Origin of the sequence: Brevibacillus parabrevis, assembly GCF_003710905.1 — a bacterium.
Lineage (GTDB): Bacteria > Bacillota > Bacilli > Brevibacillales > Brevibacillaceae > Brevibacillus > Brevibacillus parabrevis.
On the sequence record NZ_RHHV01000032.1, the window covers coordinates 39,728 to 62,166 of the forward strand.

24 protein-coding genes and 1 riboswitch are annotated in these 22,439 nt (G+C 52.3%); of the genes, 5 read left to right on the plus strand and 19 right to left on the minus strand.

Translation table 11 applies throughout. The annotated features are described in order from the left end of the window. Positions 1–86 precede the first annotated feature (86 nt). A complete protein-coding gene (locus tag EDM60_RS29340; protein ID WP_244226815.1) occupies positions 87–323 on the minus strand; it encodes a hypothetical protein in 237 nt (78 codons plus the stop codon). Further along, the gene (locus tag EDM60_RS29345; RefSeq protein ID WP_233454173.1) at positions 265–528 is read right to left on the minus strand and encodes a 2-phosphosulfolactate phosphatase; all 264 of its coding nucleotides are present in this window, start codon (positions 526–528) and stop codon (positions 265–267) included. Before EDM60_RS29345 ends, EDM60_RS29340 begins: the two co-directional genes overlap by 59 nt. Before the next feature lie 121 nt (positions 529–649). Here EDM60_RS29345 and EDM60_RS27935 point away from each other — a divergent pair, with 121 nt between their 5' ends. Next, positions 650–1,093: a hypothetical protein gene (locus EDM60_RS27935; RefSeq protein WP_122966843.1), complete on the plus strand. Its 444-nt coding sequence runs from the start codon at positions 650–652 to the stop codon at positions 1,091–1,093. Between the two features lie 49 nt (positions 1,094–1,142). On the opposite strand, the gene EDM60_RS27940 is transcribed toward EDM60_RS27935, so the two are convergent. The 3 genes from EDM60_RS27940 to EDM60_RS27950 all read right to left on the minus strand — a co-directional run bounded on the left by EDM60_RS27940 (position 1,143) and on the right by EDM60_RS27950 (position 3,092). Continuing rightward, complete coding sequence (locus EDM60_RS27940) at positions 1,143–2,072, minus strand: phosphotransferase family protein (protein ID WP_122966844.1); 930 nt, start codon at positions 2,070–2,072, stop codon at positions 1,143–1,145. 117 nt (positions 2,073–2,189) lie between these two features. Then, the gene (locus EDM60_RS27945) at positions 2,190–2,738 is read right to left on the minus strand and encodes an SDR family oxidoreductase (protein WP_233454172.1); all 549 of its coding nucleotides are present in this window, start codon (positions 2,736–2,738) and stop codon (positions 2,190–2,192) included. A gap of 150 nt (positions 2,739–2,888) precedes the next feature. Further along, a complete protein-coding gene (locus EDM60_RS27950; RefSeq protein ID WP_063231283.1) occupies positions 2,889–3,092 on the minus strand; it encodes a cold-shock protein in 204 nt (67 codons plus the stop codon). A 428-nt stretch (positions 3,093–3,520) separates the two neighbouring features. Between EDM60_RS27950 and EDM60_RS27955 the strand changes: the two genes are divergently transcribed. Continuing rightward, positions 3,521–3,868, plus strand: coding sequence for a rhodanese-like domain-containing protein (locus tag EDM60_RS27955; protein WP_122966845.1), 348 nt, complete (start codon positions 3,521–3,523; stop codon positions 3,866–3,868). Between the two features lie 84 nt (positions 3,869–3,952). After that, positions 3,953–4,111: riboswitch (cyclic di-AMP (ydaO/yuaA leader) on the plus strand. A gap of 7 nt (positions 4,112–4,118) precedes the next feature. Continuing rightward, complete coding sequence (locus EDM60_RS27960) at positions 4,119–4,838, plus strand: CAP domain-containing protein (RefSeq protein ID WP_122966846.1); 720 nt, start codon at positions 4,119–4,121, stop codon at positions 4,836–4,838. A gap of 67 nt (positions 4,839–4,905) precedes the next feature. Here EDM60_RS27960 and EDM60_RS28890 read toward each other — a convergent pair whose 3' ends face one another. The 3 genes from EDM60_RS28890 to def form a co-directional block, all read right to left on the minus strand. Continuing rightward, positions 4,906–5,064 (minus strand): hypothetical protein, encoded by a 159-nt coding sequence (locus EDM60_RS28890; protein ID WP_167470398.1) that lies wholly within the window; start codon positions 5,062–5,064, stop codon positions 4,906–4,908. A gap of 139 nt (positions 5,065–5,203) precedes the next feature. After that, positions 5,204–6,214: a homoserine dehydrogenase gene (locus tag EDM60_RS27965; protein WP_122966847.1), complete on the minus strand. Its 1,011-nt coding sequence runs from the start codon at positions 6,212–6,214 to the stop codon at positions 5,204–5,206. Positions 6,215–6,253: 39 nt separating this feature from the next. Continuing rightward, the gene (gene def / locus EDM60_RS27970; protein WP_122966848.1) at positions 6,254–6,784 is read right to left on the minus strand and encodes a peptide deformylase; all 531 of its coding nucleotides are present in this window, start codon (positions 6,782–6,784) and stop codon (positions 6,254–6,256) included. A 179-nt stretch (positions 6,785–6,963) separates the two neighbouring features. Here def and EDM60_RS27975 point away from each other — a divergent pair, with 179 nt between their 5' ends. After that, on the plus strand, positions 6,964–8,271 hold the full coding sequence (locus EDM60_RS27975; protein WP_122966849.1) for an aminotransferase class I/II-fold pyridoxal phosphate-dependent enzyme: 1,308 nt from the start codon (positions 6,964–6,966) through the stop codon (positions 8,269–8,271). Between the two features lie 221 nt (positions 8,272–8,492). Here EDM60_RS27975 and EDM60_RS27980 read toward each other — a convergent pair whose 3' ends face one another. From EDM60_RS27980 to brnQ, 11 genes are all read right to left on the minus strand, one after another. Further along, positions 8,493–9,392 carry a DMT family transporter gene (locus tag EDM60_RS27980; RefSeq protein WP_122966850.1) on the minus strand — a complete coding sequence of 300 codons (900 nt, stop codon included), beginning with the start codon at positions 9,390–9,392 and terminating at the stop codon, positions 8,493–8,495. Positions 9,393–9,459: 67 nt separating this feature from the next. Further along, a complete protein-coding gene (locus EDM60_RS27985; RefSeq protein WP_122966851.1) occupies positions 9,460–10,632 on the minus strand; it encodes an acyltransferase in 1,173 nt (390 codons plus the stop codon). Between the two features lie 195 nt (positions 10,633–10,827). Continuing rightward, positions 10,828–11,997 carry a Ger(x)C family spore germination protein gene (locus EDM60_RS27990; protein WP_122966852.1) on the minus strand — a complete coding sequence of 390 codons (1,170 nt, stop codon included), beginning with the start codon at positions 11,995–11,997 and terminating at the stop codon, positions 10,828–10,830. Then, positions 11,994–12,761: a YqjF family protein gene (locus EDM60_RS27995; protein WP_122966853.1), complete on the minus strand. Its 768-nt coding sequence runs from the start codon at positions 12,759–12,761 to the stop codon at positions 11,994–11,996. Before EDM60_RS27995 ends, EDM60_RS27990 begins: the two co-directional genes overlap by 4 nt. Positions 12,762–12,793: 32 nt before the next feature. Next, a complete protein-coding gene (locus tag EDM60_RS28000) occupies positions 12,794–14,221 on the minus strand; it encodes an FMN-binding glutamate synthase family protein (protein WP_122966854.1) in 1,428 nt (475 codons plus the stop codon). Between the two features lie 69 nt (positions 14,222–14,290). Continuing rightward, positions 14,291–15,475, minus strand: coding sequence for a Ger(x)C family spore germination protein (locus tag EDM60_RS28005; protein ID WP_233454171.1), 1,185 nt, complete (start codon positions 15,473–15,475; stop codon positions 14,291–14,293). After that, positions 15,472–16,578, minus strand: coding sequence for a GerAB/ArcD/ProY family transporter (locus EDM60_RS28010; RefSeq protein ID WP_122966855.1), 1,107 nt, complete (start codon positions 16,576–16,578; stop codon positions 15,472–15,474). The genes EDM60_RS28005 and EDM60_RS28010 overlap by 4 nt, the downstream gene beginning before the upstream one ends. 6 nt (positions 16,579–16,584) lie before the next feature. After that, positions 16,585–17,745 (minus strand): GerAB/ArcD/ProY family transporter, encoded by a 1,161-nt coding sequence (locus EDM60_RS28015; RefSeq protein WP_122966856.1) that lies wholly within the window; start codon positions 17,743–17,745, stop codon positions 16,585–16,587. A 6-nt stretch (positions 17,746–17,751) separates the two neighbouring features. Further along, positions 17,752–17,970, minus strand: coding sequence for a hypothetical protein (locus EDM60_RS28020; RefSeq protein WP_122966857.1), 219 nt, complete (start codon positions 17,968–17,970; stop codon positions 17,752–17,754). Continuing rightward, entirely contained in the window at positions 17,967–19,529 is a 1,563-nt protein-coding gene (locus tag EDM60_RS28025) for a spore germination protein (RefSeq protein WP_122966872.1), read from the minus strand. The genes EDM60_RS28020 and EDM60_RS28025 overlap by 4 nt, the downstream gene beginning before the upstream one ends. Before the next feature lie 390 nt (positions 19,530–19,919). After that, positions 19,920–21,260, minus strand: coding sequence for a branched-chain amino acid transport system II carrier protein (gene brnQ, locus EDM60_RS28030; protein ID WP_122966858.1), 1,341 nt, complete (start codon positions 21,258–21,260; stop codon positions 19,920–19,922). Positions 21,261–21,541: 281 nt separating this feature from the next. Here brnQ and EDM60_RS28035 point away from each other — a divergent pair, with 281 nt between their 5' ends. Continuing rightward, entirely contained in the window at positions 21,542–22,387 is an 846-nt protein-coding gene (locus EDM60_RS28035; RefSeq protein ID WP_233454170.1) for an SDR family NAD(P)-dependent oxidoreductase, read from the plus strand. Positions 22,388–22,439 lie beyond the last annotated feature (52 nt).

Genomic DNA, 22,439 nt, shown 5'->3' on the forward strand with positions numbered 1-22,439 from the left:
CTCCCTGTCCAAATTCTCGCTCGTTCATGAGAATGGTTTCCGAACCAGGGAGTCTTTATGCGGGAACAAGCAGAGAAAAGCGGGAATTAACGGGAGGCTTCGTAGGCGAGATCGCTGCGTAACACGGGCACGGTCTGGCTGTGGTTCCATTGAGCAGCAAGGGTGACATCCTCTGTGAATCCCCTCGCGGCAAGCTCCCAGCCCGAGCCGCAGTCGTACAGCATGGCGACGGCAAAACGATCTTGCTCCCTTCTGGAAGCGTCATCAGACAGGACGGGGCTCGCCGCGTTTGCCCGCGAGCAAGGCGCCTTGCTTTTGCGCAAAAAAGGCCGCTGTCTCGTCTCTCGTGCGATACGGATAGACGACTCCGCCTCGCCCGCACACGATGTCGACGCAGGTCGTAAACGAAAGCACATCGATGATTACTAGAATATCAGAGTGGCCCGCCAGCTCCTCCACCCCGTCATATCCCCATTCGAAACGCGCCGAATAGTCTAATTGCTTGAATATGGAAGCTTCTTTCAACATTTCCACCGCTTTCTATCAGAAATGGTTACTCGTCCCATTACGTTCGCCGTTACAAAAGGAGACAAGACGTAATATTGTATATTGTCCCATCAGTTAAGATTGAAGAATGGAGTGATCTGGGATGTCTGAAATGGAGTTTGCAAGCACACACGACAGAGATGGAGGCCATCATCGCAGAACGACGGTGAGAACAACAGGTATTTTGCAAAACAACCTGAACGTTGCTCTTACCGCTCACATCGACTTGGTCAACCTCAACGACGAACCTGTAGAGGTGCGTGTGCAAGTATTGAACTGGGGCGATGCTGTCACACAAACCAATCCAGTAGGTACACTTCTCGACGTAACACAAACCCTTGCAGCCAACACTCGTATTGCCTTGAACGCAACTGTTGTTGCGACCAACCACTACGAAGTGCGCCTGATTGTCGGCCGTAACGGCAACGCCGAGAATGTCCTTCTGACAACTTACGGACGTACGTCTGTCGGCGGCGGTCAAGTAGTTGGCTTGTCTGTGCTTCCTAGCCAGCTGCTTACTGTAGAAATCGACAGCCACTGTCTGTAATTGTCGCACCCTTTTCCCAAAGAACTATGGTAGTTGCCATAGTTCTTTTTTATTTTTCGATCCGTTTATACCAGTGCGAAGTACGCCGTTCGAAAGCATCGTACTCTTCGACGATAAGATTGACCCGCGCGATCATGTCCGGCAGCTGCTCGGGCACAACTCGCTTGGTCCAGATGATGGAGGAGAAAACGGTCATTGCCGTATAGACGTTGAACAAGGTCCAAAATTCGTCCGGAATCTCCTGATGATTCCAATACCCGGCCAACTGACCGTTGCAAAACGGAACGCTCACTTCTTTGCTGAAAAAAGCCAGCTTCACAAACTCGTGAACCGGATCGCCCCAATCGTAGCGATTAAAGTCGATCACCCCGGCATAAGTGCCATCGCGGACAATCAGGTTGCCGACATGGAAGTCGTCATGCAAAAACTGGTTCGGCCGTCCTTCCAGACAGGCCAAGTGCCGCTCAATGTAAGCCAAGATTTTGTCTCCGTACGGAAGCGGTGGCGAGAACGTTTGATACGCCTCGACGTACCTGCGATGCTTTTGCACGCATCGGTCTATCCAAGGCGGGATCGCCGCTGGAGCCGCAAGCTGATGCATGGCTGCCAAATCCTGCCCCGCCAAAAATCCTGTCTGCTGCTGTTCGCTTTCCGTGTAAAAAGGCAAGCGATCTCTGGCATCATCGCCCTCGATGTAACTCACGAGCATGTAGCAAATCCCCAGCTCTTTTCGCACGCCAAAAGCAAGCGGCTTGGAGGCCCGGATCGGATACGACGCAAGCGACTGCAAGACAGCAAATTCCTGCGCTTTTTGCTCAGCCTGCTGCTCGCTTGCGACTCGGAGCACCACAGTACGCCCTTCTGGCAAATCGACACGGTATTTTTTGTCTGCGGAATGTCCTTTTTTGATTTCGTTCACGCTCACAGCCTGTTGCAGCAGCGGAACGGCCTTTTGCAGCGATTCCAACCATTCTTCCATCTTGTTCCCTCCCCGTTCTTGCTTGAAAGACAGCATTCTCGATTATACGGGAGAACAAGCGTGTATGGGTAGAGAAAAAAGACGCCGGGATGCATCTCCCAACGCCTTGTCTTATCGTTATCGGGCTGTCCAACCGCCGTCAATGACCAGTTCTGTGCCTGTTACGAAGCTGGATTCATCAGAAGCGAGATACAGGACACCATAAGCGATATCTTCCGGTTTGCCCAATCGCGGCAACGGTGTTCCCCTTTCAAACATTTGTCCAGCCCCGTGATTGAGCGCTTCCTGGATCATCGGCGTCACGATAATTCCCGGGTGAACGGAATTGACGCGGATGTTGTCTGGGACAAGCTCGACAGCAGACGCTTTGGCAAGCGAACGAAGCGCTCCTTTTGCCGCCGTATACGCATTCGTGTAGTTCAGGGCAACCAAGCCAGCGATGGACGAGATGTGAATGACGGAGCCGCCGCCCGCTTTCTTCATTTCCGGCACCGCGTATTTCATCCCGAGCATGCAGCCTGTCAAGTTGATGCTCATCACTTTGTTCCACTGCTCCACGTCGAACTGTTCCAGCTTTTTATCCGTACTGACGCCAGCGTTGTTGACCAGTACGTCTACTTTGCCAAAAGTAGCGACTGCTTTTTCCACGACCTGTGGCTCGAACACGACATGCCGTACACACCGAAATTCATGGCGACGAATTTGCTCGTCATGGCTACCAAAGGAGCGTATGTAAACAATCCGTTTCTCTAATTCGTTCCCGCAGACACAAAAAAGAAACTGTCCACTCAGGACAGTTTCTTTTATAAAGGAGGTTTACAGTTTTGTTACGTTCTCAGCTTGTGGGCCACGGTTGCCAGTTACGATGTTGAACTGAACGCGTTGACCTTCTTCCAAAGTTTTGAAGCCGTCACCTTGGATTGCGCTGTAGTGTACGAAAACGTCGTCTCCGCCTTCTACTTGAATAAAGCCATAACCTTTTTCTGCGTTAAACCATTTAACTGTTCCGTTCGATTGCATGTAAAAAAACCTCCAAAAGTCAATTTGAATATGCAGTCATATTTACCGAGGCAAATAAAGCTCACATATCATGAAGAAATACTCCAACATCTGATTGCAATACGCCTTCATGATATGTGAATTTATTCTACTTCGACAATATGAAAGTGTCATAGGACGGAACTGCCATGTTAAAACCAAAACTTTTTGAAAACCTAAAACGACGAAAGCCCTTCCTCTCTCCCATCCTTGCGGCTCCGATGACCGCGCCAGTGTGAATCGGGAATCCAAAAACGTTATCCATCAGCATCATTATGCACCTCGATGAATTAGGCTTAATTATTCAAGTAATACTATCATTCTATCATACAAATACGCTATAATCAACTATTTAGATGCTACACGGCCCGTTTCTCACCTGATACACTAAGGTTCTGGAGGGATGATTCATGTCAAAAGAAGTGTATACAAAGCAAGAAATCAAGCAACTTTTGGAAAAGGGTACTCCGATTTTGTTCCTTGATGTTCGCGACGAAGCCAAATTTCAGACAGGCACTGTGGAAAGCAAACTCGCTGACACGCGAAATGTTCCATACGTGCACATGCTTGCGCAGGGCGACAAACTATTAGATGAAGAAACAGAACGGGCCGTCAAAGAAAGACAGATCATCACTGTATGCACAACGGGAAATAAAGCCCAAAAAGCGGCAGCTTTGCTGCGCGAGCACGGATATGAGGCAAAAGCGCTGCTCGGCGGATTGACAGCGTGGAAGGACGACGAAGACGAAGCGAAATAAACGCACTAGCACCAACGTTTCCAGCAGATTGGCAGATATTACTCCTTTATTTCGGGCGGGATGGTCTGATATTCTGGGTCATGCCAAACCAATACGCCGAAACTTCCTCACGAATGGAAGTGCGGGGGATCTTTTACGCGGGTCAACAAAATCCGCTATGGGGTGAATCGCTCGAAGGAGCGTAGGGTTGTTTCCTCAACCCGAATCCGACAACTAACCTCGTAGGCCAAAAAAAGGAGACGATGTGAATATGAAACGTTTTGGAGCTACTGCCATCGCCATGACTCTGGGATTGGGCTTGGCCTTGACCGGATTTACTACTTCTGCTTCTGCTGCAACTTCCGCAAACTGCCCGTTGAAAAACGGTAACAGTACACCATATCAATTTTCCTATCAATGGATTCCATATGCGGGACAATTGCCTTTTGCATCCAATGCCCAGCAAAATCAGGTTGTTGTTCCACCAGTAAAGCAAGTACCTGTTCAGCAGCAGCCAGTGCAAAAGCCCGTACAAAAACCAGCGCAAACAGCACCGCAAGCACCTGCGCAACCAGTTGCAACTACACCTGCGGCTCCAACCGGACAAGCTGACCAGGCTAAAACAGGAGATTTCGCCAAGCAAGTCGCTGATCTCGTCAATCAGGAACGCGCCAAAGCAGGACTGGCTCCCGTGACGATGGACGCTACTTTGTCCAAAGTGGCACTTGCAAAAGCAGCGGACATGTCGAACAACAACTACTTCGACCATACAAGCCCTACGTACGGTTCGCCATTTGACATGATGAAGCAGTTTGGCATCTCTTATATGACTGCGGGCGAGAACATCGCCATGGGTCAACGCAGCCCTGAAGAAGTCATGACGCAATGGATGAACAGTGAAGGCCACCGCAAAAACATTATGAACCCGGCCTTTACCAAAATCGGTGTCGGATACACGAACGGCTACTGGGTTCAAGAATTTATCGGATAAAACAATCGTTTCACACGAAAGCCGGGTTTCTCTTCGCACAAAGAGACCCGGCTTTTCTCGTGTGGAGCTAGCCTTGCTCCGTATTTGCCGCGTTTTTCGCTTCGGGGGTGCAGCCGCAACCTTTCTGCTCGTCAAACAGAGCGACATCCTTTTGGTTCATCTTCTGTTTGGTCGGATAGGCAGAAACTTGTTGCAGTTCGGCATTGACATCAGATGATTGCTTCATCGTATGGCCCCCTCGCCGCTATTTGGATAGTTTGTGGTACATCGGTAGTATGCGCGTGAAAGCAGCAAATACATGCCTGCCGATCGCTGGAAAAGAGACGAAGCTTGCTCAGAGCTGTTGACGTTTAGGAACTGCGCTTTTACTTGCTGAGAATATGTTCCAGGTCTTTCAGCGCTGCGGCTGCCGCTGCTACAGGGTCTGACTTCCCGCCGACCACCATCAGATCTCCCATCACATCGGTTTCTACCCGAATCGCCTTCGTAGTGCCTTTTACACGGGCAAAAGGGTGGCTTGCTTCAACCGCTTTCAATTCTACAGCCGCTTGAATCCCGTCCGCAGTCGGCCTGATCGTCCCGACCAGCTTGGGCACACGCCCGCTTTGTTTCCACTCCGCTATTTGTTCTGGTGTCACCTCGCGTACGCTGGCCCGCGGGATGTCGGACAGCTTGATTGGAGCAGCGAACGCAGCGTTGGCCAAAATCGTCAGCTTGGATGCGGTGTCAAAGCCTTCGATGTCATATGTCGGGTCAGGCTCTGCGATTCCCATCGCTTGCGCCCGCCGGATCGCCTCTTCGCTGCTGATCCCTTCTTCCATCATGCTCGTCAGCACAAAATTGGTCGTTCCGGTAAAAATGCCTTCTACGTGCCTGATTTCACAGCCAGCCAAATTGTAGGTAAACAGGTCGATGGTCGGCAAAGCCGCCGCAGTCGCCCCGCTGATTTTCAACTGGACGCCTTGCTCTTTTGCCAAAGCGGACAAGCCGCTGTAATCGACGACGAGCGCACCTTTTGACACGGCAATGGCGTGCATTCCTTTTGTAAGCGCCTGGCGGATAAAGCCAAGGCTCGCTCCTCCCGTTTGGACATCGGACGGCCCGGCTTCGATCAAGATGTCCGCTTCTGTTTTCGCCAACCATGCTTCGGCGTTCCATGCCGAAGCAGCCGCTTTCTTTTCTTGCGCAAATGCGTTCAAGCCCTCTTCCGCAAGTCCATGCGGATCGTATAAGCCGCCAATTGAGCGGGCGACGCCGACAAGCCTGACGTCAGCCTGGTACAACTGGCGGTAACGGTCCTTACGTTCTTGCAGCAGTCGCGCGATTTGCTTGCCTACGGTTCCGAACCCTGTTAATACGATGTTCCAACGCTTCATTTGTCATTCTCCTTGTTGTCGCAAAACATCAAGCGCTTGTCATGCTTGTCGGTAGACGTCTCTTCTGTATGCCAGGATCGCATTGGCGTCTTTTGGCCTGAGCTGTTTGCCCGTTTTCGCAGAGTACAGTGCTTCTACGTGATCGATGAACAAAATTCCTTCCAGATGATCCAGCTCATGCTGAAGACAACGCGCGAAAAAATCTTCTGCCTCAAAGACGTGCTTCCCGCCGCTGCGCGTCTCTGTCCGCACTTTTACAGAGCGTGCCCGACTCACGATCCCGATCACCCCCGGAATCGACAGGCAAGCTTCTGGACCTATCTGAACGCCGCTCACGTCCACAATCTCCGGGTTGATCAGCTCGACAAGGCCGCTGCCGCAATCCAGCACAACCAGCCGCTGCAAAACGCCGATTTGCACAGCCGACAATCCGGCCCGTCCTTTTTTGGCGTACAGCGTATGCTTCATGTCTTGCAAAATCGTTTCTGTCTGGGGAGTCATGGATGTCACTTTTCTCGACCTGTCGCGCAAAATCGGATTCCCTAATAGAACGATACTCCGTTCTGCCATCGGTACAATCCCTCCTGCCCCTCTATGTGTTTACAACGTAGCAAACGTTTTCACCCATTGTCAAAAGAATCCGTTCAAAAATCTGAAAAATCCCTGCCTGCTAGATGACAAATGCATGTAGATGCGCTATCTTTATTGTTGATGATAAACAGATGTTCCAAAGGAAGAGGGAGGCTACCATGCATTCACTGGCATCACAGCTGAATGAGACGATTCAGCGGGAAAATCCACACGTTTTTGAGATGATGTCCAACATCGGCAAGCTGATTTACTTTCCAAAAGAAGGAATTCTGAGCCAATCGGCTGAAGCGAAAGCAAAAGCGAAAAAATACAATGCAACAATCGGGATCGCCCTGGAAAACGGCCAACCGATGCACCTGAAAGTGATTCAAGACAATCTGTCGGCCTATGCGCCAAAAGATTTGTACGAGTACGCTCCTCCCGCCGGAAAGCCTGAGCTGCGTGCAGCATGGCGGCAAAAAATGATGGAGGAACAGCCTTCGCTGGCGAACCTGACGTTCAGCAATCCGATTGTCACCAACGCTTTGACCCACGGCCTGAGCGTGGTTGCAGACCTGTTTGCGGACAACGGCGACAGCGTCATCATCCCGGACAAAAACTGGGAAAACTACGAGCTGACTTTCTCCATCCGTCGCGGTGCTGAAATGGTCTACTATCCATTGTATAACGATGAGATGAAGTTTAATGCCTCCGGATTGCGTGAAGCGATTTTGGCGCAAAAAGATAAAGGAAAAGCGATTGTCGTCCTGAACTTCCCGAACAACCCGACAGGGTACACGCCAGGGGCAGAAGAAGGCCGTCAAATCGTGGCAGCGCTCAAGGAAGGAGCAGAAGCGGGCATCAACATCGTAGCCGTAACAGACGATGCGTACTTTGGCCTGTTCTTCGAAGACTCCATGCACGAGTCGCTGTTCCCTAGCCTGGCAAACGTACATCCGCGCATCCTCCCTATTAAAGTAGATGGCGCGACCAAAGAAGAATACGTTTGGGGCTTCCGCGTCGGCTTTATCACATATGCAGCTCCTTCCAGCGACCTGCTCGCCGCGCTGGAGCAAAAAACATTGGGCATTATCCGCGCAACCATTTCCAGCGGATCTCACCCATCGCAAACATTCGTCCTGCAAGCTCTCACCTCTCCTGAGTTCAAGGCACAAAAACAGGAGAAGCTGGAAATCATGAGAGGCCGCGCCAACCGCGTGAAGCAACTGCTCGACAGCGGCAAATTCGACGACGCTTGGGGCTACTATCCGTTCAACTCCGGTTACTTCATGTGCCTCAAGCTGAAAACCGTCGAAGCGGAAGCATTGCGCCAGCACTTGCTGGAACAGTACGGCGTAGGTACGATCGCTCTCGGCCAAACCGATCTGCGCATCGCTTTCTCTTGCATCGAAGAGGACAACATCGACGATCTGTTCCAATTGATCTACAGCGGCGTCAAAGACTTGGAAAAAGCAGTGGCAAAATAAGCACAAAAAGCGTTTTGGCCCCCTAGCCAAAGCGCTTTTTTCTTGTCCGCCGCGATGTTTCTGCTGTTTTTCCACGAGCGTCACCAGCCCGATGAACGGAAAGCCTGACGCGTAAATCCAGTCTAGGATCGAAAAGCTCGCGCCGCCAATCACGGCTCGACGACTCCGCCCAGCTAGGTCAACCCCTGCCGCGGCTTATTCATATTTTTCAACAAACTGAATCATCCCTCTATTCTCGTCTCGGTACGCCGAATCCGCTGCGTTCCTACAAAAATCGAGGCAAGCACCAGAACCATCCCGACCCCATGCATCCACGTAAACGCTTCGTTCAAAAACAGCACGGCAACGAGCGCTGCGCTAATCGGCATCATTCCGGTAAACAAGCCAGCCTTGGATGCCTCCACCTTCGCCACTCCGTTGTACCAGAGGAAGAACGAGAGCACACTCGCCGTAACCGCGTAATAAAGCAACAGCCACCATATATGGGCCGGTACGGCTCCCCAATCGAAGCGAACCGCCTCCCAGATCGCAAACGGCAAAAACATGACAAAGCTGATGGCGTTGATCGCGGCGGTCATCTGAAACGGGGTAATTTTGCCTGACAAGCGCTTGGCAAAAATCGTGAACAGCGCTTCGCTGACGACAGCCAAAAACACAAGCAGGTTGCCCAGCATACTCGCCAGCGATTGCTCCTGTGCTCCTCCCGTAAACGTAATCAGGCTGATTCCGCCCACGGAAAGGGCAATCGCCAGCATGTTGTTCAGTTGAAGCTTTTCCTTGAGAATCCAGAAGGAAAACAGAGCGATGCAGGCTGGAACCGTGCTCGTAATAATCCCTGCGGCTGTAGCGGTCGTCCACTGCACGCCGTACAACATGCAAACACTGAACAGAAAGACGCCGAAAAACGACTGCCAGAACAGGACGCTCCCCTCTTCCTTGCTCCAGGACGACTTCCACTCGCCGCGCCAAAAGAGCAACGGCAGCAAAATCGCGATCGCAATCAGGAACCGCAACTCGGAAAACAGGAAAACGGGCACGTGCGAAACCATTTCTTTACCGATGGAAATGTTCATTCCTACCAATGCCATTGATAGGGCCAACTGAATGTAGGCGAACAGCATGGGGTAATTCTTTCCTCCTCTCGTGCTCCTACTACTGTTCCATCCACACGTGCCGAAATCCTCTCCATTATCCTGCGTGTGGCAGTTGTTTTTTCGCAGGTTCACTCACCCGTTTTTTCTCGGCAGCTCCTACGAGCAGAGCGCCAAACGGCAGTCTTCCCAGCCCGTACGACAGGAAAAACGAAACAGCGGCGCACAGGACAAAAACGACCAGACTGCCGATCACTCCCGTGTGAAACAAACCGATGCCGCGCACGGCTTTCATAAGGTAAGTCAAGACCAGCGCGTGCATCAAATAAGCGCCGTACGAATACTTGCCGACAAGACTGAGCCAATGCGTCACAGCCAATTGCTTTTTCCCGATCAAGAGCGCCAAGCCGTAAACGCCAAGAAGCGACGCCACCGTATACAAAAACATGGACGGCTTGAGCGATGTCGCCACATTTAGGCTGATGCTTCCGCTGGCAAACACCTGAAGCAGCTCGTAGCCAATCCAGCCGTACAACAGGCAAAACGCTGCCGCAATCCACATCCAGCGCTTGCCGATCCATGCGCGGAAAGCAGGCAAAGCCACAGCTGCCACGCCGCCCAACAAAAAGTAAAAGAAGTAGTAGAAAGCGTTGCGGTCGCGATACTTGATCATATACAGCTCAAGCGGCCCACCGCCAAAGTCGGCCATATGCGCCGGAATGTAGCGAGCCGAAAACCACATCAGACCGCCGTATACGAAAGCAAGCAAGGCGCCGACCACGACAAACCGGGTGCGATTCACGACGAGACGATGCAAAAAGCGAAACAGCTTTTGCCACAGCGGATAAAGCAAATAAAACTGGAAGATCATGACGACAAACCATAAATGATAGGAAGACGTTCCCGTCACGAGGTTTTTGATCACCGTCCGGAAAAAGCTGCTCTCCCATCCTTGCGGCCATGTTTGCAGAGACATGTAAATCGCCGACCAGATCCCGTATGGCACCAAAATTTCCGTTACCCGCTTGCGCATAAAGCCGATGTAATTCACCTTTTCACAATAGTTGTAAAATAATACCAACCCTGTGATGAAAATAAAGGCCGGAACGGCGAATTTTAGCAAGTGAAACAACATTCCGTATACGATAGCCGTCTGTGTGCTCAAGCCCTGCTCCCTGATAAAAATGCCGATGACGTGTTGATAGACGACAGCGAGAAAGGCAAAGCCGCGAATGAGATCCAGTTCGGCTATGCGTTCTTTGCGACTCATGAAACTACCAGATCCTTCCTGCATGATTAACAAGTGTCATCCTATCATCATAACCATCCCGCCTGCGTCAAGCAAGTCCGCATACGGGGTACTCGTCTGGTTAAAAAAGCCTATGTTTATCCCACTTTTGGCCTTCGCGCACACAAAAAAACCGGCGTCGTGGCGTGACATCGGTCTTTTAGCACATGTCCTCTCTTAGTTTGTTTGTACTTCTGCCTCAGGCAAGCCGCCAGGGACGGAAATCAGACCAGGCCGCCGGATGAAAGCCTTGATCTTTGTTTCCACTTCCAGCTCGGAAAATACTTGGTCCCAGTTTTCGCGCACGGCTGCAAACTCCTTCGGGTATTTCCGGTGAAACTCCCGGCCGAAATTGACAATGTCTGCCTTGAACTCTTTTTGTACCTGGGAGAGGGCCAGCCTGATTCTCGTCTGGATGTCTTCGCGCATCCCTTCCTCTGCCCGGGCAATTTGCTCCGGAGTGTTCAAGGTCAGCTTTGTGCCATTTTGCACAATGTCTCCCTCTGTTTCAATATCGACGAGCATCTTCCATTTCCCGTTTTCAATCAGCGGTGTCAATTTGGTCTTTTCCCGAATCGGGTTTAGTGACACGAAACCTCGCTCGTCTTTGATCTTGATCGTGACTGTCGTGCTCGATACCTCGTCTCTGAGCCATAGCACCCCTTGCGTCGTCCGGTCGGACAAAGCGCCGATCATTTTGCCGTTTTTGAACACGGCTGTGCCAAACAAATACGGATTGGTCGCTTGCGGACGCTCTTTTTTCGGCGGCTTCATCATGTCAATCATCGGCAAGGCGGCCGCATTCGTCGGATTTGCAAACATTTTCTGCAAATCGAGCAGCGTGACTGCAAGCCCGACCTCCAGTTCGGACAGTTTGCGCACGACTTCCGCCGAATAGCGTTCGAGCGGCGGCATAATCTTCAGCAGCTCGCTTGCTTTTCCTTTGCTTACATACATAAAAGCCCGGTTGCGCGGTTCCGGGTGGCGGGCGTAATAGTCGATATACTCTTCCAAGCCGTGCCTGGCCAGCTCTTGTCCGTAAATGTACACCTTGCAGTGGCCCCAGAACACCTTTCGCGGTATTTTCAGCTGCACTTTGGACATCGCGTCGGCAATATTGACGCCTTCCGCAGAACGGATCAGCGTCATCGCTTCGTTTGCTCCTCCATCCCCGCCGCTGAGTGAGCGCGGAACGAATACTTGCACAGACAGCTCCACAGCGCGATCCGATACGAAGTCCATTGCGACTGCTGTCACGAGCGCCACATCATTGATTTCGACGCGGTCCCAGCAGCCGCCAAGACAGGCACAGCATAGCCAAAGAACGAGGGCAAGCCGCTTCTTCATCGGCTGTTTTCTCCTTGCGTAGAAGAGATCAGCTTCTGCAGCGGCCAAACAAAGCTTTGAACCCCGCGGGCATACAGCATCAAATCGGGCTGCTCCTTTACGTCCAGCGAGAACGGCATCGGCATCGAATTTTCGCGAAAGCGCGCTGCGGCTGTCTGTAACAGCCACGGCTCATGATACACGTCGGCATAATGCAGTTGGTTCGTGCGCTTGCACTGACAATAGAGCGTGTAGCGTTCCGTCAGCCAGTGCTCCAGCGTTCCCGACCGTGCTAGTATAGGCTCCGAGACAGGCCAGTAGCTGCCGTGGAACACTGGCGAAGCGCCGCGAGCGGATAGGCGCTGGGACTGAAAATCGATCTGATTTTGCTCGGCGCGAAAGTCCATGCGCGCAGGATAATAAGGCAGCCGATACCAGTATTTGGCGATTTTTGTCACAAGCAGATGGGATGTGTCCAGAGACAAAAAGTAGACGCCCGCTTTCTCGCCTGCTTTCACATACGTTCGCACATTGATTTCGGGGAAGGAAGTGACGTACGGAACAGGGAACAGGCGACGGAGCCGCACTCCGGTCAGCAGAAAAGGAATGACGCTAATCCAGGCATGCCCACCGTATGTATCCAGTTCGAGGCCCGCCGGAATCAGGCTGCGCACCTGGTCGGGCGAGACAGCCCAGTGAGCGAACAGCAAATGCTCCCACGTCTGCGTCATCATCCAGCCTTTATGCTGTCGTTGTTCCTTGATCGGAATGATTCCCTGACTCATGCGAACCCCTCCCCAATTCCGTTTGCTCTTGGCTATATGCCGCTTTCCGCCGTTTCCGCAGACGTCTGGAAGGCAAGCGGTACTTTCGTCACTTTGCTCGTCAGCTCATCCAGGGCTACGAGATCGTCTGGCGTCACTTCTTTTAAAGAGGTTTTCCCCATGGCAAGCAGCGCGATTTCCATTTCATCCACAAAAGCAAGCAAAAAATTCGTCAAATACTTGGCGGCCTGCTCCGGGTCGAATTTGTCCTTGAGCTTCCCCGGATAGTTCGTCAGCTCAGTCGGCGGCTCCCATGGAATCGCCTTTGTCACCTGATCATGCGTCATCGCCCAGAGCATCGCCGTTCCCATGAAAATGCCGTCTGCCCCCAGCGCGATTGCCTTCAGACACTCGCCCGGAGTCGTATAGCCGCCGCCCGAGAGCAGTGTAATCTGGTCTTTGACCCCGCGCTCTTTCAAATAGTGAATCGCCCGGCTAAGCGCGTAAATCGTCGGCAAACCGAAGTCGTCCTCCAAAATCGGCGGGCCGCCCTTTGTCCCTGCCTGCCCACCATCAATACTGATAAAATCAACCCCAGCCTGGATGGAGATTTCCAAGTCCTGCTCGAGGACAGCGCTCGCGCATATTTTGACGCCAATCGGAATCCCGTCTGTCATCGTGCGCAGCTTGTCGACCAGCTTGCGCAAGTCTTCCGGGCTGTTGACTTCAGGCTGCCGGGACGGGATGACGACCATTTCTTCTCCCTCGACGCCCATCAATTGGCTGGCTTTGCCTGTGATGTACTCGCAAGGAATGAAGCTGGCAGCGGCTGCGGTCGCTCCTTGTCCGAAATGAATCTCAATCGCATCCGCCTGCCGCAATATTTCCGGTTCCTTGGACCATTTTCCCGAGTTGTACTGAATGATGAGATGTTTGGCGTATTTGCGCTCCTCCGGCAAAAGCGGCCCTTCTCCCGTATTGCTCAACGATCCCGCTGCCGCCGCTCCTTTTGCCATGGCAATCTTTACACTTTCGCTGATCCCGATGCCGAATCCCATTGCTCCGGGCATCAAGGGGATATCCAACGTTAGCGGTCTTTTTGCCTTCGGGCCAATCGTCAGCTTCATGTCGACCTCGGCATCTTCATCAGCGGGCAGCACCGCCAGTTGGGCTGGGGAAAAAATCAAGCCATCAAAGTTGAGAAACTTGCGCGGACTGCCAAACGGCCGCTCAATCGCTTGCCCTGTCGTCGCCCGCAGGCTGTTTTCCAGGACGTAGCGCGGGCTGACTTTGGTCAAGGCCGATACCATTTCAAAAATATTTTCCGGGTAGCGATCCGACATCAACCTTTTCATAAAGCGGCCGAGCAACCACTGTACCAGCGGGCGAAACGTGACAATTCCAAGAAGCGTAAACAAGATGCCTGCGACCAGCGTGCCAACAAAGGAGCCTATGAGAAAATCCAGCCACCTCCCACCCACTTCATCCACCTCCTGCGAGATTTGCTGTCCAGCCTTCGTCTGGTACGTTGCGTGGTACATGCTCGTTTGCTACTTTTCCGCTTTTCCATGCTCATCGGTTGAGCCAGCAGGTCGGGAAATCAGTCCTGGTCGGCGGACAGCGGCCTGAACCTGTATGTTCACATCAATTTGCGGGTAGAGCGCGTCCCACATCGGTTTCGCTTGCTCCCACTCCTGCGGATACTTCCGGTGAAAAGCAGCGGCAAAATTGCCCGCGTCCGCGTCAAACTCCTTTTGCAAATGAAAGAGAGCGAGCCTGATGCGCGACTTGATTTCGTCGTTGACCGATTTCTGCACGAGCGCGATGCTGCTCGGCTCCATCATGTTCAGCTTCGTCGCGTTTTCCACGATGTCGCCTTCCGTATCAATTTTGACCAAAATCGACCACTTTCCATTCGCAATGCGCGGAATCAGCTTGGTCGTCGCCCGAATCGGTACGACAGAGACAAGCCCTTGGCCCTCTGGCAGGTCTACGCTGATGGATGCCCGGGTGATTTCATTGCGCAGCCAGAGCAGCCCCCTCGTAGCTTTCGATGTCAAGACTCCTGCCAGCTTGTCCTTTTTAAAAATGGCGGTTCCGAGCAGCGGCGTGTTTTTCTGGATTTGCTCCTTGTCTTTCAATTTGTTCCCTTCCTGTATATAGGGAATGGCTACTGCTTGCGCCTCGCTTTTGAGCATGTTGCGAAAGTCGATCAAAGTTACAGGCATGCCGATATGCAGGCTCGCGTATTCGCGCAACGCTTCTGCTGTAGAGCGCTCCAGGACGCTTTCGATTCCGAGTGTCTCGACTGCTTTTCCTTTTGATATGTACAAATAGGCACGATTGCGTGGTTCAGGATGACGCACGAGAAAATCAATATGATCGGCTATCCCTTCCCGGGCGATCTCTTCGCCGAACAAATAAATTTTGCAGTGCCCCCAGAACACTTTGCGGGAGAGCTTCGCCTGCACTTTGGACATCGCGTCGGCAATATTGATTCCTTTTCCGCTCAGAACCGTGGTCAGCTCCCTGGTCGAGCTGCCCGTCGGCACTCCCAGCCCGCCTCCTCCCACTTCTTTTGGAATAAACACTTGGATGCTCAGGTCGATTTCGTCTTTTCCCGCCTTGTCCACAGCAGCAGCGGTAATGATTGCGAGGTCGTTGACTTCCGTCCGATCCCAGCATCCGCCAAGCAGCGCACAGGAAACCAGCAAAACCAGAACGACTCCTCTCATCCTGACGGAACCTCCTTCGCTTTGCTGCGCTTTCCACGCACGATTGCATAAAGCAGCAGACATCCCGGCCAGAAGCAGAAAGACCACGCGAGGATGGCGGGAATCGCAATCAGGGTGATCGCCCCCAGCTCCGCGAAGCTGGGGATTCCCCAAAAGCTGAACAGCACGATCAAAAAACCGATCGGCCAAATAAGCGGCTGGTAACAGGTGAGATTCAGGCATTGGGCTGTTCCCAGTACCGTCGCGTAGTAAAACATCGACACTTTGATAAAGGCGCCGATCACCCAGATCGCCATGACAGCCGATTCCATGTTCTCAAAAAAATCGGCAATACTCACATATCTGGCGGTATCCATGATCGGAAACAAAATATTCGGCAAAGCATCCCCCATCAAAAACAGCGTGACCAAATTGACGATAGTCATGGTAATCATCGCTCCTGCCACAGTCCACACCGCAGCTTTTGTCCCCTGCGGGCGATTGGCGAGCACCGGCAACAAGTACGAAATCAAAAACACTTCGCTGTACCAGCCGAGCGGCGTGATGGCCCCTTTGATCGACGGCAACAGTCCGCGATCGAGGACAGGAAACAAATTGCCGGGGTCCAGAGCAGGAAACACAAGGCCGATCATCAACAGCAGCGGAACAATGAACATCGGAAAGAAAACTTGCGCCGTTCGCCCGAGAACTTCGACCCCGCCTTTGACGGCAAAAGCACAGACGACAATCAGCGCGGACGAAATGACACTGAGCGGCGTTTCCTTCAAAAAAATCGCGATGAAATCCGCATACTCGCGCACGATGACGCCGCTTACCTGCAACAAGACGAGCAGGTACAAAAGGCCCATGATCGCAGATGGCACCGTTCCAGCGATTGCTTTTCCTTGCTCGATAATCGTCATGCCGGGAAACCGCTTATGCAGCTGGATCGCGATAAACACGCTGAGAAAGCCGATGAGCGATGACCAAAACGGCGTGAGCCACAAATCGTTCCGGGCCGCTTGAGCCATGACGTTAGGTCCTCCAAGCATCGCGGTAGACACGAGCACGGGATAGATAATCATCCCCATCTGCAAGGCTGAAATTTTTCCCGTTTCAAGCATAGTTTCTCATCCTTCTTGCTTTTCGGTATGGGTATGGGCTTGTTCAGGTGCCATGGTCATTTGCGCTTGGCTTTGCTGTTTGCCTTTTTTGCGCAGCAGGGCCAAACCGAGCAAAAGCAGCGGACAGATCGTCTGCATGAGCGGCCCGTAAAACGGAAACGAGATTACATCGAAGCGACTTGCCTGATTGAGGTTGGGGATGGACCAGAAGCTGAGGGCAGCGATGAGGATACCGATCGGGAGCACAATCGGGCGATAATCGGCAAGCCCGAGCCATTGACTCGTTCCCAGCACAGTAGCGTAGTAAAATATTGATATTTTGACGAACATCCCGAGAATCCAGACGGTCATGACCACAGAGTCGAGATTTTCAAAGAAGTCCGCAATACTGATGTAGCGAAAGGCAACCATGACCGGATACAAGTAATCCGCAGCCTGCGTCCCGAACACCAGCAAAATAAACAGATTGATACAGGTCAGCATCAGCGCAATTCCCAAAATCGTCAGCATCCCCGAGCGCATGCCTTTGCCCCGATCGGTCACGAAGGGCAAAAAAAAGCTCATCAGAAACGCCTCGCTGAAGTAGCCTTGCGGGATCAGTGCCCCTTTCAGCGAAGGGAGCAAGCCGTGTTCCAGCATGGGAAACAGAAAATCGGGCTTCATGTCCCGGAGCAAAAAAGGCATGAGAATGAGCGGAAACATAAAGAAAAAGAAAAAGAGCTGTGCCGTCCTGCCGATCGATTCTACTCCTGCTTTCACAGCGTAGGCGCAGACGGCGATCATCGTGATAATGACGATGCTGATCGGTGTCTGCGGCAAAAAATTGCCGATGATAAACTCGGCGTACCCTCTGGCGATCAATCCTGTCATGTGGATGTAAAAAAACAGGATGAGCAGCCCGAACAGCTTTCCCGGAATCGTACCGATAATGTCGGTACTGTATTCGACGACGGATTTTTGCGGGTACAGTTTGTTCAAGGCTATGGCGGCATACACCGTTAAAAAGCCGGTCAAGGACGCCCAGGCAGGCGACAGCCACAAATCATTTTGCGCGTATTTTCCGCTATAACTCGGCACAGCTGTAACAGCCGAAGCAATGACAGCCAGGAAAATCATTTTTCCCATCTGCGCGGAAGAGATTTTTCCCTGTTCTAGCAAGCACCCCACCCTTTTTTATTCCAAGTAGTGACCCAGCGGCTCGAAAATTTCATTGATCATCGTGGTGGGTCCCGGCAAATTCGGCAAATCGAACATGGACAGCACCCAGCCGATGAAAACCAAGGCGATGAAGGTCATTTTGTCTCGCCTCGGCAAGCGCGACAGACGCGGCCACTCGATGGCAAACAGGATGCAGACGAGAGCGCTCATTCCGGCGACCAGCCCCCATTTCAAGCTGGATCTCCCCCTTTTTTCGGCCCTGGCTTCTGATTCGCTCCTTGCCTGATTTTTTGATAATCTCCCGTCAAGTGAGGGCGCGTGTTCATCATCCACCACGGCGCGCGGACGAGCGTGTCCTTCCATTCCGCCACCTTGATCGGCCCGACTGGTGTCAAGTACGGCACGCCCAGCGAGCGAATCGTGCTCAGGTGGATGACGGTCACAATAATGCCGAGCATGATTCCCAACAAGCCGAGCGATCCGGCGAGAAACATCATCGGAAAGCGCAGCAGGCGAATGGCGATGCCCGCGATATAGTGCGGAATCATAAAGGAAGCAATCCCTGTGATGGCGACCACGATGACCATCGGAGCGGAAACCAGTCCTGCTTGTACGGCTGCCTGACCGATGACGAGCGCCCCGACGATGCTGACAGCGGCCCCGACCTGCTTGGGCAGTCTGACCCCTGCTTCGCGCAGCGCTTCGAATGTAATTTCCATCAACAGCGCCTCGACCAAAGCCGGAAAAGGCACTGCTTCCCGGGAAGCTGCCATGCTGATCAACAGCGAGGTCGGCACCATCTCGTGATGAAACGTAATCAGGGCGACATAAAGGGACGGCAGCAAGAAGGAAATCGCGGTGAACAAATAGCGCAACCAGCGGATCGTCGTACTCGCGAGCGAGCGCTGGTAATAATCCTCGCTGGATTGCAGCAGGGAAAACAGCGTAGTCGGTGCGATCAGCACAAACGGCGTGCCGTCTACCAAAATGGCGATGCGCCCTTCCAGCAAATTCCCGCAAGTGACATCCGGACGCTCGGTGGTCAAAATTTGCGGGAACGGCGATGCAGGATGATCTTCAATCAGTTCCTCGATGTAGCCGCTCTCCAGCACACCGTCGATTTCGATCCGGCCTAGTCTCGCCCTGACCTCTGCCACCAAGTCCTCGTCCACGATGCCTTCTATATAAGCGAGGACAACCTGGGTTTGTGTGTAGCCGCCGATTTGCATTTGCTCCATTTTCAAAGCGGGCGTCTTGATCTGCCGTCTGAGCAGCGCCGTATTGACGTGGAGCGATTCCGTAAACCCTTCGCGCGGCCCCCGGACGACCCCTTCGGCGACCGGCTCTTCGATCTGCCTTTTTTCCCATCTGGCCAAGCCAAAGGCAATCGCTCTCTCCTGCTGGTCGATCAACAGAACCGGGTTGCCGTTTGCAATCGCTTCCAGGCATTGTTCTACGGTGCTCATTTCCCGCGATTTGGTTACGGGCACCAGATTGTCCAACAGCTTTGTCAGCGGGGAATCCTTCGGCAGCTTCGTCTGCATCAGGACAGACAACACGCTGCGCTCCAGCTCCTCCTGATTCGTCAAGCCGTCGATGTAGATCGCAAGCGCCCGGATCGTGCCGCCGATGCGAAACGAGCGAAACACCACATCGGAGCAGTTGGCATACAAGTCTCTCAGCCGCTGCTCGTTGTCAGCCAGCTGCTTTTGCAAAGGCGTATGGGAAGGCGCTGTCTGCTGCTGCGTCTTCTGTTTGTGCGATCTCCACCACTTTCGCGCGTTTTCGCTCAGGCTCCCCACCCCCTTTTCAACGAAGCCGCCTCACTTTTTCCTGAGTCTCGCCTACTGTAAAATGAGTTAGAGAAATTTTGCCCCATTCGTACCACTTTTATCCTGTTTCCTTGCCCGGTGAGCCAGTTGCCCGTGCCAAAAGAAAAAACGCCCGGATCAACCGGACGTTTTGGACCGTAGCCATTTCCACAAATAGCAATAACAGGACGTCAGCACAAGCACGACAGTGATCGTCATGATAGTGTCAAAGCGCATAATAGCCTCCTTCTTTCTCCTACTCTTTTACTACGAAAAAACAGGCGATAAAGTCACGAAATCGCATCATCTTTCACGCATGTGTCTTCAAAAAGGAAAGAGCCTCGCAAACGCGAAGCCCTTTTTTCGTTGTAGTTATTCCGTTTGGGAAGAGTGTTTTTGCCGCAATAGCAAAGCCCTTTTCCACATGTCGAGCAGCATGCCGACTGCAACCGCGATCAAGGCAGGCATGACCCAGCCAGCGCCGACGTTGTAAAAAGGCAAGGCCGCGAGCACCTGGTCCCATTGGTGGGCGACAAGCAGGGCATTCGCCAAATCTGCCAGCCCAAACACGGCAACGACGCCAACCGTTGTCATATAAACGAAAGAGGTAGCCGGGATGAACCGCTCGACGAGAGCAAGCAAAATGAGCATGATCGCAATCGGGTAAATCGCACCTAAGACAGGCACGGATACTTGCAATATTTGTGTCAGTCCCAAGTTCGCAACCAGCATGCTCAAGACGCATAAAACCGTCACCCAGCCCTTGTACGGCAAACCGCCGAACAGGCCGTGGAAATACTGACTGCAAGAAGTGACGAGCCCAATCGATACACACAGACAGGCGACCGTAAAAATCACCCCGAGGATCAGCGTTCCACTTGCCCCAAACAGGTGGTCCATCATGTTCGCGAGCAGCTGGGCGCCATTTTCCGCTTTTCCTAAAGAAGCGGCAGACGCGCCCATGATGCCCAGAACGACGTAAATCACTGTCAGCAAAAATCCAGCTCCAAGCCCTGCCTGAATCATGCTTGCAGACAATTTTTTCTCGTCTGTCATCCCTTTCGCCCGCAGCGTATTGGCAATGACAATCCCGAAAATGAGGGCGGCAAGCGCATCCATCGTCAAGTAGCCGTCGAGAAAGCCTTGGGCAATCGGATTTGCTCCGTATTTGCCAGTCGGCGCACCTGTCTGTCCGAGCGGAGTAACCAGGCTTTTGATGTAAATCAGCGCGATGAGCGCCAGCAAGGCAGGCGTCAGCAGCTTCCCGAACCGATCGACGAGCTTGGAAGGCGACAGACTAAACCAGAACACGATCAGAAAAAACACGACCGTGTACACGAGCAAGCTGATTTTGGAGGCAACCAGCTGTTCTGGCAAAAAAGGCGCCATCCCCATCTCGAAAGCGAGACTTCCCGCGCGCGGAATGGCGAGAGCCGGCCCGATCGAGACGTAAATCAGAAACGGAAAAATAAGAGCAAAAATCGGATGGACCCGGCTCGCCAATTGGTAGAAGCTGCCTGCTTTGGCAACGGCAACTACCCCGAGAATCGGCAGACCGACAGCCGACAGGACAAAGCCCAGCAAGGAAGACCAGACGAGCGAGCCAGCCTCCTGCCCAAGGTATGGCGGGAAAATCAAATTGCCTGCTCCAAAAAACATGGAGAATAACATGAAGCTGATGAGCATCCATTCTTTTTTAGACAGTGATGTCATTGTCGAACATACTACCTCCCTTCATAATGAGAGGCATTCTATCAACTTTTTGTGCTCTGCGCCAGCCTTTCCCCATTTTTCGCAATAGCAAATGGATTGCGAGTTTTCTTTTATGGAAAGCTCTGGCACTCGACTATCGGCATTTTCTGGCTGCTCAAGATGTCAAACTTTTAAACGTGTCTGTTCCATCGATTTCAAAAATGATAATCGCTCATTCTCAACATGACACTAGATGTCATATTACTACGTGTATGATGAAATAAATAAGTGCGAAGGAGTAGATGAACTTGAAGAGACTCGCTGGGAAAATCGCTCTCGTAACCGGAGGAAGTCGAGGGGCAGGACGAGGGATCGCCATTGAACTCGGGAAAGCCGGAGCAGTCGTTTATGTGTCGGGAAGAAGTTTGCGAGGGACTACTACAAACGGTTTTCCAGGCAGTATTGATGAAACGGTCGAGGAGATTCTGAAAAATGGTGGCGAGGCATACGCATGTCGTTGCGATCATACCCGTGATGAGGATACGCAAGCTTTGATCGAGAGAATCCGCCAGGAACAAGGACGTCTCGATATACTTGTGAATAACGTCTGGGGACTGCATGACTTGGACGTGAATTTACAACCGAAACCTTTCTGGGAATATCCGCTGAACATGTGGGATGCTATGTTTCAAAGCGGAGTACGTGCACAAATAGCGACCAACCATTATGCGATCCCGCTTATGCTGGAAGCTGATTCTGGGTTGATCGTACATACCACTTTCCGGGATCAGGATAAGTATTTAGGAACTTTCTATTACGACCTTGCCAAGAATACGATTAACCGCTCCGTGTTCGGACTCGCTCATGATCTCAAAAACACGAAAATAACGGCGGTAGCGGTCTCCCCTGGTTGGATGAGAACAGAACTGGTATTAAGAAATTTCAATACAGACGAAAATCATTGGAAGGAAGTGGAAGCTCTTAAACATACGGAGTCGCCGCATTATATTGGGCGCGCTGTGTCTGCCCTGGCAGGGGATGGCGAAGTGAAGCTTAAAAACGGACTGGTCCTGCAAGTTGGTGATCTTGCCCGGGAATACGGATTCACCGATGTTGATGGACGATTTATCCCCCCTTTTCTCATCTGATCCGTTATACAGCAGAAACCTTTCTCATCGAACGACAAATACTTGTTACCAA